The sequence below is a fragment of the Falsiruegeria litorea R37 genome (assembly GCF_900172225.1).
GTDB classification, from domain to species: Bacteria; Pseudomonadota; Alphaproteobacteria; order Rhodobacterales; family Rhodobacteraceae; genus Falsiruegeria; species Falsiruegeria litorea.
Map to the genome: position 1 here is coordinate 296831 of NZ_FWFO01000003.1, position 12002 is coordinate 308832.

Annotated in this window: 9 protein-coding genes; 2 read left to right on the top strand and 7 right to left on the bottom strand. The window is 60.9% G+C overall.

Annotation, left to right across the window (positions count from 1 at the left end; translation table 11 throughout):
- Positions 1-117: 117 nt before the first annotated feature.
- The gene (locus tag TRL7639_RS17735; RefSeq protein ID WP_085797283.1) at positions 118-1005 is read right to left on the bottom strand and encodes a LysR substrate-binding domain-containing protein; all 888 of its coding nucleotides are present in this window, start codon (positions 1003-1005) and stop codon (positions 118-120) included.
- Positions 1006-1213: 208 nt separating this feature from the next.
- Here TRL7639_RS17735 and TRL7639_RS17740 point away from each other — a divergent pair, with 208 nt between their 5' ends.
- The gene (locus TRL7639_RS17740; protein ID WP_085797202.1) at positions 1214-2566 is read left to right on the top strand and encodes an MmgE/PrpD family protein; all 1353 of its coding nucleotides are present in this window, start codon (positions 1214-1216) and stop codon (positions 2564-2566) included.
- A gap of 7 nt (positions 2567-2573) precedes the next feature.
- Positions 2574-4112 (top strand): trimethylamine methyltransferase family protein, encoded by a 1539-nt coding sequence (locus TRL7639_RS17745; protein ID WP_085797203.1) that lies wholly within the window; start codon positions 2574-2576, stop codon positions 4110-4112.
- On the opposite strand, the gene thpR is transcribed toward TRL7639_RS17745, so the two are convergent.
- The 6 genes from thpR to TRL7639_RS17775 all read right to left on the bottom strand — a co-directional run bounded on the left by thpR (position 4109) and on the right by TRL7639_RS17775 (position 11993).
- Positions 4109-4645 (bottom strand): RNA 2',3'-cyclic phosphodiesterase, encoded by a 537-nt coding sequence (thpR, locus tag TRL7639_RS17750; protein WP_085797204.1) that lies wholly within the window; start codon positions 4643-4645, stop codon positions 4109-4111. The genes TRL7639_RS17745 and thpR overlap by 4 nt on opposite strands.
- Before the next feature lie 43 nt (positions 4646-4688).
- On the bottom strand, positions 4689-5426 hold the full coding sequence (locus tag TRL7639_RS17755; RefSeq protein ID WP_085797205.1) for a maleate cis-trans isomerase family protein: 738 nt from the start codon (positions 5424-5426) through the stop codon (positions 4689-4691).
- Positions 5423-6490, bottom strand: coding sequence for a pyridoxal phosphate-dependent aminotransferase (locus TRL7639_RS17760; protein WP_085797206.1), 1068 nt, complete (start codon positions 6488-6490; stop codon positions 5423-5425). Before TRL7639_RS17760 ends, TRL7639_RS17755 begins: the two co-directional genes overlap by 4 nt.
- Positions 6487-8136 carry a hydantoinase B/oxoprolinase family protein gene (locus TRL7639_RS17765; protein WP_085797207.1) on the bottom strand — a complete coding sequence of 550 codons (1650 nt, stop codon included), beginning with the start codon at positions 8134-8136 and terminating at the stop codon, positions 6487-6489. Before TRL7639_RS17765 ends, TRL7639_RS17760 begins: the two co-directional genes overlap by 4 nt.
- Positions 8133-10274: a hydantoinase/oxoprolinase family protein gene (locus tag TRL7639_RS17770; RefSeq protein ID WP_085797208.1), complete on the bottom strand. Its 2142-nt coding sequence runs from the start codon at positions 10272-10274 to the stop codon at positions 8133-8135. The genes TRL7639_RS17765 and TRL7639_RS17770 overlap by 4 nt, the downstream gene beginning before the upstream one ends.
- Before the next feature lie 177 nt (positions 10275-10451).
- Positions 10452-11993 carry a class I adenylate-forming enzyme family protein gene (locus TRL7639_RS17775; protein WP_085797284.1) on the bottom strand — a complete coding sequence of 514 codons (1542 nt, stop codon included), beginning with the start codon at positions 11991-11993 and terminating at the stop codon, positions 10452-10454.
- Positions 11994-12002 lie beyond the last annotated feature (9 nt).

Below are 12002 nucleotides of genomic sequence, written 5' to 3' on the forward strand. Positions count from 1 at the left end.
GTGCGGTGCCGGGTGCATCCGGGTACCAACCGCCGAGCGAAGCGAGGCCCGGCCCAAGGGGAGGAGGTGTTTCGCCAGAAACATCGACGACGGGCGGGAGTGCTACCGGATGGTTCTCTAACCCTCCAACTGCGTTGCCGCGTTCAATAGCCAGGACTTGAACAGCTTCACTGCCGGCGCAGGCGTGCGATCCTTGAACTTGGCGCAATAGACCCAAGGATTGATGATGTCGGTCACCATGGGCTCCACCACCAATCCGCGCTTCAGATAGGGTAGAACAACCGCGCGAGGCAGGGCAACGCAGCCCATCCCTTCGGCGGCCAGTTCCAGCGCCAGCGTGGACACATCCGTCTGATGCTGTCCGGCCGACACCAATGGCGGCAGATCGAAATGTTTCGCCACCAGCTCCCAATAGACCGGTCGACCCAGCACCTGAATGCGCTGCGCTTGGCTCAGCTGCTCGGGCCGCGACAGCAGCTCGCCATCAACTTCGAACCCCGGCGCACAGACCAGCACCAGTCGCTCTGCCCATAACTGCACCGCCCCATGCGGAATGTCTTCGGCGTAATTCATCGTGATCGAGATGTCCGAGACATCCTCGTCCACGTCAGACCAGACCGTGCCATGCACCTTGACCTGCACATCCGGATGCGCGGCCGTGAAATCCCTGAGCACCCCGGCAAGCCACATCGACGCCAGGCTGGTGGGGCAGGAGACCACCACCTCGCGCTTGCGTTTCTGCGAAATCAGGCTCTCGGTCGCCGTATCAATCTCGAGCAATGCGTGGCGCACCGATGGCAAATAGGCTTCGCCAACCTCTGTCAGAGACAACGATCGGGGCAGACGGACAAACAACGGTCGCCCGATGAATTCCTCCAACGAGCGAACGTGATTGCTGACCGCCGATTGGGTGCAGTTCAGCTCTTCTGACGCGCTGGTGAAACTCAGGTGCCGGGCTGCGGCCTCGAACGAGCGCAGAAAGGTAAGATGGGGCAGGTTTTTCATGGTGCCCACCCTATCGCGCAAAGGAGCTGCGCGCGACTGTCCTGTCTGCGCCGCAAAATGTCGCAAAAACGCGACATAGCGCCGGTTGCGATGCGCGAAATTATCCACCCCAATGCCCCACGCTTCTTTGCGTGTTGCCGGGCGCATCCCCCACTAGCTTTGATCCAACCCAATCCGCGCGCCAGATTGCCAACATGCAGGATCGCCCATGACCGCAACATTTGATCGCATCGCCGACTTTACATTTGACTTGGTTCCCGGCGATCTGGCTGAGACCACACGGGACGCAGCCGCGCTGATGCTGCTCGACACGTTGGGCATAACCATTGGATCCGGCCCGATGGAGGCAGGCGTGATCGCCCGCGACACCGCCGCGCTGCTCTATGGCTCAAGCGATCCAATGGTCACAGCCCGGATGATGTTCGACGGACGACCCGTCAGCATCGCAGGCGCCGCCTATGCCTCTGCCACCCAAACCGACAACCTAGATGGGCACGACGGATACAACCCAACCAAGGGTCACATCGGCGTCGTTGTTGTTCCGACGCTGGCCGCTTTGGCCGAGGTGACCCCCGATATCTCAGGACCAGAGGCGCTGGCCGCCGTGACCATCGGCTACGAAATTGCCGGCCGCGCTGGCTTATCGCTGCATAACACCGTCAGCGACTATCACACTTCCGGTGCTTGGAACGCGCTTGGTGTCGTCGCAATGGCCGCGCGCATGAAAGGCATGAACCGTGAACAGATGCGGCAAGCCCTTGGCATCGCGGAATACCACGGCCCCCGCAGTCAGATGATGCGCGAGATTGCAAACCCAACGATGCTGCATGACGGTTCGGGCTGGGGCGCGATGGTCGGCTTGTCAGCGGTCGTGCTGGCCGAGCAAGGGTTTACCGGAGCCCCTGCCATCACCATCGAGGCCGATGAGGTTCTGAAGCACTGGGAGGATCTGGGCCACTTCTGGCAGATGGAGCATCAATACGTGAAACCCTATCCGATCTGCCGATGGGCCCATGCGGCCATCGACGGGGCGCGGGCGATCATGCTCGAACATGACCTGTCTCACACAGACATCAAACATGTGCAGGTCAACAGCTTCTACCAGGCCGCTTGCTTGTTCCGTGACGTGCCCGACAACACCTCAAAAGCGCAATATTCGCTTCCCTTCGCGGTCGCGGCGCAAATCGTTCATGGCCGGATTGGGGTCGAGCAGATCTCTGGCACGGGTCTTAGCGACGCAACCGTCATCGACGTGATGTCGCGCATCTCGGTGGCCGAGACCGACAAACACAGCACCCGCTTCCCCGTGGGCCGTTGGGCCGACGTTCAGATCACCACCACTGACGGCCGAGTTCTGGACTCCGGAGACATCCATGCCCGTGGCGGGCCCGAGGCCCCCATGAGCCGCGACGAGGTCATAGCCAAGTTCATGGAATTCGCCACCCCCTCGCTGGGTGAGACCCGCGCCGCCGCGATCCGCGATGCGGCCTTGGGCCTGACCCGACCCGAAAGCAAGCTTTCGGATCTGACACAACACCTCTACGACGCCCCGGAGGCGTAAACATATAATGGCACGAGACCGAAGAAGCGGCGGTCGCCGCGGGAAATCCACGCGTACAGGCGGCAGCATTGATCAGTTGCCCTGGCAGCAGGTACAGAACCACTATCCACCGTTCGAGCTGCTGAACCCGGACCAGATGGACCAGCTGCACGCCACGTCCATGCGCATCCTGTCCGAGGCGGGCATTCGCGTGATGGGCGACAACGTGATGGACATCTTTGAGCGCGCCGGTGCCATTGTCGACCGCGAGTCAAAGACGATCCGCATGGACGAAAGCATCGTGACTGAGGCACTGAAAACCGTACCGTCACAGTTCACCTTGACCGCCCGCAACCGCGCCAAGCGGATCATCATGGGTGGAAACCACGTCAACTTTGGCCTGGTGGCTGGTCCCCCCAACGTCCACGACCGTATCAACGGACGGCGGCAGGGGAACTACACGGACTACTGCAATTTCATCAAATTGGCGCATCATTTCAACGCGGTGAACCTGATCGGCAATCAGGTGATGGCGCCCATTGAAATGCCTGCCAACAACCGACATCTGGACACCTATCTGGCCAACCTGGCTTATTCCGATCTGTCATTCCACTGCACCGCAATTGGCCGGGGTCGTGCGATGGACGGGATCAACATGATGGCCATCACGCGCGGGCAGAGCCCTGAAGAAATGCGGGATGACCCCGGCGTGATCACTATTATTTCGGTCAACTCTCCGCGCCTGTTTGATGACGCCATGGGGGACGGGCTAATCGCCATGGCCGAATACGGCCAGCCGGTGACGGTGACGCCTTTTACCCTCATGGGCGCGATGACCCCGGTGACCCTGCCCGCCGCTTTGGCTCAGCAGAACGCCGAAGCGTTGTTTGGCGTGGTACTGACTCAGCTGGTGCAACCCGGCACGCCGGTCATGTATGGCTCGTTCACGTCAAATGTCGACATGCGCTCGGGCGCGCCCGCGTTTGGGACGCCCGAGAATGCCAAGGCCAACATCGTCGGCGGGCAACTGGCGCGGCGCTATGGCATCCCCTACCGCACCTCAAACGCCAACGCTTCAAATGCCGTCGATCTGCAAGCAGCCTATGAAACGATGATGGCCACCTGGGGCGCGGTTCTGGGTGGGGCAAACATCGTCTATCACGCGGCGGGCTGGTTAGAGGGTGGGCTGACTGCGTCTTACGAGAAATTCATCATGGATGTAGAGATCATCCAGAACATGATCGAATTCCTGAAACCGATGAAGTTTGACGAGGCCGAGTTGGGCTTTGACGCCATCCAATCGGTGCCGACGGGCGGGCACTTCTTCGGCGCAGAACACACGATGGAACGGTATGAGACTGCCTTCTACCGTCCAATCCTGTCGGATTGGCAAAACTACGAAAACTGGGAGGCCGCAGGCGCCAAGGACGCGGCCGAACGCGCAACGGAGGTCTGGCAACAAGCCTTGCGCGACTATCAAGAGCCCGCAATGGACCCGGCCATCCGCGAAGAGCTGGACGCCTATGTCGCCAAACGCAAGGAAGAGATTGGCGGAGGTGAACCTTAGGTTTCGCTCAGCTCGTATTCGGCCAACAGGTGATAGGTCGGCCCTTCGGGACGCAAGATTGACTCGTAGAGGCCAAAACGGGCCACAAGACCCGCCTCGTGTGAAAATCCGGCCTCACCGCTCAGGAATGGCCCGACCGCGCTTGCGTCATGGGGCCTCAGCCTGGCCAGCGTCACATGCGGGTGAAACTTTCTCCGCTGCAACACGATGCCGACACGCCGCGTGGCCTTTGCGATGGCCCGATGCAGGGCAGTCAGCGCGTCCGAGGGTTCGACCTCGGCATGAACGGTCCGTGGGGTTTGCCCCCCAAAGCACCCGACGCCCCGTAGGTACAACTCAAAGGCCGGGGGTTTGAGCAAAGACAGTTCTTCGTGCAGCGCCTCCAACGTCTCCTCGGGCTGGTCATCCAGAAAGGTTAGCGTCACGTGCAAATTGTCAGGGTCAACAAGGCGACCGGCCCGCAGATTGCGCTGCAGGCCGGTCAGAACCGATCTTGTCTGAGGGGAGAGAGCGATGGCAAGAAAGCTGCGCATGGTGTCAGCCTAGTCCTGCCGACAAGATCGGTTCAATGGTGTTTCACAGGCGGTCAAAGAGCCGCCCCGGCAACCGGTCATGGCGCGGTAGATTCAACGCCTGCATCAGGCAGAAAGTCATTGCCTGGTTCGATGTCACCACCGGTTTGCCCAACGCCGCCTCAATGCGTTCAATCGCCTCGACCGAGCGCATGTCGGTGCAGCTGAGTACGATGGCCTGAGCCTCTGGGTGATCCGCCCGACAAGCCAGGTCGAACACCTCGTCCGGGGTCAGCTCTCCCTGGCCATAATTGCCCAGCTCGCGACCAACATTCGCGCATTTGACCGTCTCGATGCCATTCTCTGTCATGAACGCCATCGCCTGTTCGTTGACTTCGCCCAGGTAGGGTGACGAGAACCCTACTTTGGTCGCGCCAAGAGCCTTGATCCCGGCTATCAGCGACCCAGCAGCGGTGAGAGACGCCGCGCCAGAGCCTGCCTTGATCTGTCCCGCAAGGTCGGCATCGAATGACGGCCCGTGCGTCAAAGTGGCCGAGGTGCAACCATAGAGAACCACGTCAGGCCGAACGCCCGAGATCATCCGCAGGTCATGACTGATGTCGGAAGCCCCCAGCCCGGCCATCTGATCCGAGCCGGGGATTTCATCGACGTCATAACCGCCCATACGCTGAAAATGCACTGTGGTGTTTGGTGGCCGCATCAGCTCCATATCAGGCTCTAAATTGGTGTTTGTGAAAGGCACAAGCACCCCAATCTTTGCCGCAGTTCGGGTTTCAGTCATTTCAGCGCTCCCTTTAGAACGTCGCGTGCCCGGTCCATGACCTCGGGCGCACAAATGGTGGCGCGCAGGCAATCGGACAGGCCATAGCCCCCCATGCCGCGCATCAACAGGTTCTCGGCCCGCAACGCCTGATCTGCTGCTTGCGCCTGCTCCGGCGAGGCAAAGCGCAACAACACAAAATTTGTGTGGCTCTGGGGCAAATGCAGACCCATCGCTCGGCAGTCATCCGCAAAACGATCCCGGATTTCTGCAGTTCGGGCGACCACGTCACGCATATGCACCTGATCGCGCACCGCGGCAGCAGCCGCAGCTTGTGACGGGATCGAGACGTTGTTGGGGTTCAGAAGCTTTCGCACCTCGGCCCCAATCTTGGCCGGGAAATAGCCCCAACCGACCCGCGCGCCCGCAAGGCCATAGGCCTTGGACAGCGTTCGCATCACAACCGTATCGCCGCGTTCAACCAGCGCGAAAATCTCGGCTGGGTCATTGCCTGCGTCCGAGAACTCGGCATAGGCCTGATCCACCACCAACATCACATCCGCGGGCAGCGCATTGCGCAGGTCGATGATCTCGGCGTTGCTGATCAAGGTGCCCGTGGGATTGCCTGGGTTGCAGACAAAGACGATCCGGGTTTCAGGCGTCACCGCAGCCAGGATCTCGTCCATAGAGACCGTCAGATCAACTTCCCGCGCCTTGACGTAGTCTGCCTGCACCTGCGCGGATGCGGACGAGACAAAGGCATAACCATAATCCGTCCCCAGCACCCTGTCGCCCGGCCCGGCATAGGCGCGGATCAGACAGCCGATCAACTCCATCGACCCGGCACCGCACAAGATCAAATTGGGCTCTAACATGTAGGTTTCTGCAATAGCAGCCCTCAGATCAGGCCATTCAGGGTTTGGGTACAATGGTAGCTCCGCCATCGCCGCCTGCCCCGCCGCAATCGCCGCTGGGCTGGCCGGAAAGGTGCTTTCGTTTTGGGCCATAGAGATCGTATGGGCCCCGCCCAAATCGGCCAGAGCGTAAGCGGCCATCGCGCTCACATGTGGAACAGGTTTGATCATGATGCACCCCCATAGACCTTGGCACCCTCTTCGCTCACCAACCCGCGTTTAAGGTCCAGCGCCAGCGCGTCGGGATCGCGTTCGGAGACATCGCCAAACCCGCCACCTCCGGGGGTTTCAAAGATCAGGTAATCGTCACCTTCGACCCGCAGCTCTCCCTTCCCCGGAATGTCGCTGTCGCCCTCGCGGAACCGAATACGCCCAGGCGCACCGGGCCGTCCGCCCATGCGACCCAGGGCCGGGAACTTGAGCCGTTCAACCGACAGGAACACGATGAACGGTGCGCCGTTAGATGACGTCATCTCGATCCGCTGTCCCAGGCCGCCACGATACTTGCCTGCCCCGCCAGAGTCTGGCCGCAACTCGCGTCGCCACATGATGACTGGCGCAACCGCTTCGGTGATCTCAACCTGCGATCCAAAGACGCCGGATGGATAGGCCGTCGCCGACAGGCCATCCGCATGGGGCCGCGCGCCCGTGCCTCCGTTGTGGACCGGCTCGATGGCGAACTCGCGCCCACCGTTGGCTGCCACCTCAGGCGCATGGCGCATGGGCAGGTCGAACATACACGACGCGCCCTCGGCGGGCACCTGATCCGGCAAAGCCTGATGCAGGCAGCCCAACACCAGGTCCGGCGTCACCTGCCCCAGCGTGTGGCGCATTGCGACCGGCACCGGGCGTTGCGCGTTCAGGATGCACCCCTTTGGTCCGTCCACCGTGAACGGCTCTAGCGAACCTGCGTTGTTGGGAATATCCGGCCCGACGATGCAGCGCAGGGCAAAGACGGTGTACGCGGTGGCATAGTTCAGCGGCACGTTGATACCCTTGGACGAACAGCCCGAGGTGCCGGTGAAATCCACGTGAAGCCCTGATTTAGAGACGGTTAGCGTAGCGTGCAGCTCCAGCTCGGTCTCGTAGCCATCCATCCGCAAGGCGTTTTTGTAGACGCCTTCGGGCACTTCGGCGATTGCCTCCAGCGTGCCGCGGCGCGAGGTGTCGATGATGTAGCTACCAAGCTCGTCCAGATCGTCGATCCCGAACTCCTCCATCATCGAAACCAACCGGTTCACCCCAGCCTCGCAACAGGCGACCAGCGCATAAATGTCACCTTCGTTGGCGATGGGCTCGCGCGAACTGGCGCGGACAATGTCCATCAGCAGCGCGTTCAACTCGCCTTGATCGACCAGCTTGCAGGGCGGGATCAACAGCCCCTCATCAAAGATGTCAGACCCTTCGGGGCCCATACCAAGCCCCCCCAGATCGACCAAGTGAGACGTGCACGAGGTAAAGCCCACAACCTGACCATCCTTGAACGCAGGCATCATCAGCAGGAAATCGTTCAAATGCCCCGACGCCAGCCAGGGATCGTTGGTCATGTAGATGTCACCGGGCTTCATGTCTTGAACCGGGAACCGATCGCGCAGATGCAGCACCGCCTCGGCCATGGTGTTGATATGCCCCGGCGTGCCGGTCACAGCCTGCGCCAGCATCCGGCCCTGCGCGTCGAATATCCCGGCGGAAATGTCGCCGCATTCGCGCACAATCGGGCTGAACGCGGCGCGGATCAGGGTTTGGCCCTGTTCTTCGACCACGGCCAGCAGGCGGTTCCACATCACTTGTAAACGGGCAGCAGAGGTCTGGGTCATGCCGCACCTCCTTTCTGGTCAGCTTTAGATTCCCCTACCGCTTCGCTACTTGCGGGGTTTTTGATCAAGACAAGGTTGCCGATGGCATCCACATGGGCCGAGAAGTCAGCCGATACGAGTGTGGTGGTCTGCGGTTCGGTGATGAGCGCAGGGCCAGCGATGCGCTGCCCGGGCGACAGGCTATTCCGAGGCACGAAACCGGCCTGCTTCATCGTACCCTCTACATCACACAGGATCAGGCGGGTTTCGCCCGGTTCCACAGTGCGCAAATCCGGCATCAGAAGCGTCGGCGGAACTGCCTCATCCGGGGTCGCCACCTGCACCGCCCAATTGAGGATTTCGATCTGCATTCCCGGCACCGGGCGCGAGAACTGTTTGCGGTACTCTTCTTCAAATGCCCTTGTTAGAGGCTGAAGATCGCCTTTCTCAAGCGCACGATCCGGCAAGGCAATCTCGATTTCGTGCCCTTGACCATTGTACCGCATAAAGGCGCTGCGGCGCGTTTCCGTGTTGCGGTCTCCGGCACCTTGGGCAACCACTGCCTTAGCCTCGGCGATCATCTCGTCAAACAGGGCATTCACACCGACCAAGTCCAAAGTATTGAGCAACGAGTAGCGTGAGCGCACGATTTCAAAACTAACCGGCGCAAACAGGAAACCAACAGCCGATCCAACACCCGGATTGGGCGGGATCACAATGCGGCTGACCCCGGCAGAACGCGCGACGCGGGTGGCGTGCAGCGGGCCGTTGCCACCGAAGGCAATCATGGTGCGTGGGCCAAGGTCCTTGCCCGATTCCACGGCATGCATGCGTCCGGCGCTGGCCATGCTTTCATCCACGATGCGGCTGACGCCATCCGCCGCCCCCATGGCGTCGGTGTCCAATTTGGTCCCAATCACCTTTGTTAGAGCCGCTTTTGATGCCTCTGGGTCGATGCTGATGTGCCCTTCGGCAAAGGTGTCGGGCACGATGTAGCCAAGCGTGATGTCGCTGTCGGTCACGGTGGGTTCACTCCCGCCCCGACCAAAGGCCACCGGTCCGGGTTCTGATCCTGCAGACTTTGGCCCCACAGTCAGACGGCCCAAACGATCGACCCCCGCGATGGAGCCTCCACCCGCACCGATCTCGATCATCTCGATCACCGGAATGCGCACCGGCATGCCCGAGCCTTTGATGAATCGCGCCGCGCGGGCAATTTCAAATTGGCGAGAGGTCTGGGGGCGGGCGTTGTCGATCAGACAAAGCTTGGCCGTGGTGCCGCCCACATCAAACGACAACACCTGATCAATCCCGGCGCGGGCCGCGATCCGTGCGGCCAGGATCGCACCGCCAGCAGGCCCGCTTTCAACCAGGCGGATCGGAAAACGCGCAGCAGTTTCAACCGTGCACATGCCACCCCCTGCGGTCATCATCAGGATCGGACAGGTCACGCCTTCGGCCGCAAACTGCTCCACAAACCGATTGAGATAGCTTTCCATCAGCGGCTGAATGTAAGCGTTGGCAACAGTGGTGCAGAGCCGGTCGAATTCGCGGGCCTCGGGGCTCACATCAGACGAAATCGACACTGTCAAGTTCGGGCGCTGCGAGGTCAGAACATCACGCAACCGGCGTTCATGCGTGGGGTTGGCGTAAGAATGCATCAGGCAGATTGCGACAGCCTCGGCCCCGCTGGCATCGATGTCATCCAGCAGCGCGTTGATTGCCGTATCCTGCATCTGGATCAGCACCGCGCCGTCGGCTGACATGCGTTCACGCACGGTCAGGGCACGTTCGCGGGGCACCAGCAGATCGGGCTTTTCCAGGTTGATGTCATACTGTGAATACCGCCGCTCATAGGCGATCTCCAGAATATCCCTGAAGCCCTCGGTGGTAACGGTTGCAACCGTGGCTCCGCGCCGTTCAATCAGCGCGTTGGTGGCCAGAGTGGTCCCATGGATAAAGCCGGTTAACTGATCCAAGGAGCGCCCTGATTGGACCATCACCCGCGCGGCACCTTCCATCGCGCCGTCTGCCGGGTTTCCGTGGGTGGTAAGGGTTTTGGTCGAGGACAGGATCGTATCCTCGCCCTCCACCAGAACCGTGTCGGTAAATGTGCCGCCAATATCAATGGCAAGGCGCAGCATGTCTGTTGCTGTCATGAAGTCTTCCAAAAAGCAGGGATGGGGTCGCAAACGGGATGTAGGCCCCGTCAGTGCGGCACCAGGTTCGCGCCTGTTGCGCGACGATCCATGCGTTTTGGAATGATCCCTGTCATGAGGATATCATGGCGTCGTTATGGTCCAAGTCTTTGCTGAAAACGACATGCGCCGAAGAAATCAGGACTGGTCCCAAAAGGGCGCGCGCAACTCGCGTTTCAGGATCTTGCCGATCGAGCTGCGCGGCAAGTCATCGCGCAGCTCGACCCGTGACAACCGCTGCGTCTTGCCAAGGCGCGCGTTGGCCCAGTCCATGATTTCCGCTCCCGTTGCCTGCCCCTTAGGTCTTCGCACCACCAGTCCCAATGGCGTCTCGCCCCAGGCCTCGGACGGGATCGCGATCACGGCCACGTCCGCCACATCCGGATGATCGCGCAGCACCCGCTCCAGATCGGCGGCGTAGATGTTGAACCCACCTGACAAGATCATGTCCTTTTTCCGATCCATCAGCGTCAGGAAGCCGTCTGCATCAAACCGGCCCATGTCGCCGGTGCGGATGAAATCCTCGCCTTCGGGACTGCACCACGTAGCCTCTTGTGTCTTGGCGTCGGCGTTCAAATAACCCTGCATCATGGCACCCGCGCGCCCGACAACTTCGCCGAACTCTCCGGGAGGGAGTTCAATCCCATCCTCGTCGATGATCCGCGCATCGCAGCCCTGAACAGGACGCCCCACGGTATCCAGCTTGTCGGGAAAGCTGACGCAATCCAGCACGGTGCTGATCCCACCTTCGGTCATGCCGTAAAGTTCAAACAGTTTGCCGGGCCAGCGGTCCAGAATGTCCCGGATCAATGGTCCCGGTAGCGGGGCCGAGGTCGAGAGTTTTGTGCGGTAGCTCGACAGGTCATGGTCATCAAACGACGGCTCGCGCATCAGGCGCATGTATTGCACCGGCACCAGTATGGCGTGGGTGATCGCGTGCTGTTGCGACAACTCCAGAAACCGCACGGTGTCGAATTTCGCCATGCTCACCACCGTTCCACCGCGCGCCAGAACGGGCAGCACCGCGACCTGAGTTGTGTTGGAATAAAGCGGTGTCGACATCAAAAGGCGCGCGTCCTGATCCAGCCCAAACACTGGCATCCGCATCAACTGACGTCCGCGAAACAGGTGATCATGAATAATCCCCTTGGGCGTGCCGGTTGTGCCTGAGCTGTAGATCAGATCGAACATGCTGTCGGACGGGACAGAGACGGGATGCTCCAAGGGTTCACCCTCCGCCCAATCGAACAGATCGCGCTCCAGCACCGCGTCGGAAAAACCAAGTGTCGCCGCCATTTCGCTGTGCCGATCCGAGGCAAACCGTAGCCGTGCACCGCAATCAGTCAGCATCTTGGTCAACACGTCCACTGTGGCGCTGGTGGGCAACGGCACCATCGCGCCACCGGCCAGGATCACCCCTGCATAGAAGGCGAGATAAGCTGCCGAGTTGTCCGCCAAGGCCGCAACAGGTGTGCCGGGGCCGACACCATCGGCCCGCAACCTTGCCGCCACACAGCGCGCGTGACGATCGAAGCTGCGCCATGTCAGGGACACCGCCTCATCCACAACCGCGATCTGATCCGGGCGCTCCTCTGCATGCCGGACAAAGGCGGTTCCGAAATCCAGAAACGCAATGTCTTCGGACTGTGGCGCGGTGATGCAGATAGGCGAATGGGACAAGGTCAACTC

What these genes read in the sequence shown, in the direction of transcription:
- TRL7639_RS17770 (WP_085797208.1), bottom strand. Translation starts at nt 10,274, where the DNA reads ATGACAGCAACAGACATGCTGCGCCTTGCCATTGATATTGGCGGCACA.
- TRL7639_RS17745 (WP_085797203.1), top strand. Translation starts at nt 2,574, where the DNA reads ATGGCACGAGACCGAAGAAGCGGCGGTCGCCGCGGGAAATCCACGCGT.
- TRL7639_RS17740 (WP_085797202.1), top strand. Translation starts at nt 1,214, where the DNA reads ATGACCGCAACATTTGATCGCATCGCCGACTTTACATTTGACTTGGTT.
- TRL7639_RS17760 (WP_085797206.1), bottom strand. Translation starts at nt 6,490, where the DNA reads ATGATCAAACCTGTTCCACATGTGAGCGCGATGGCCGCTTACGCTCTG.
- TRL7639_RS17755 (WP_085797205.1), bottom strand. Translation starts at nt 5,426, where the DNA reads ATGACTGAAACCCGAACTGCGGCAAAGATTGGGGTGCTTGTGCCTTTC.
- TRL7639_RS17735 (WP_085797283.1), bottom strand. Translation starts at nt 1,005, where the DNA reads ATGAAAAACCTGCCCCATCTTACCTTTCTGCGCTCGTTCGAGGCCGCA.
- TRL7639_RS17765 (WP_085797207.1), bottom strand. Translation starts at nt 8,136, where the DNA reads ATGACCCAGACCTCTGCTGCCCGTTTACAAGTGATGTGGAACCGCCTG.
- thpR (WP_085797204.1), bottom strand. Translation starts at nt 4,645, where the DNA reads ATGCGCAGCTTTCTTGCCATCGCTCTCTCCCCTCAGACAAGATCGGTT.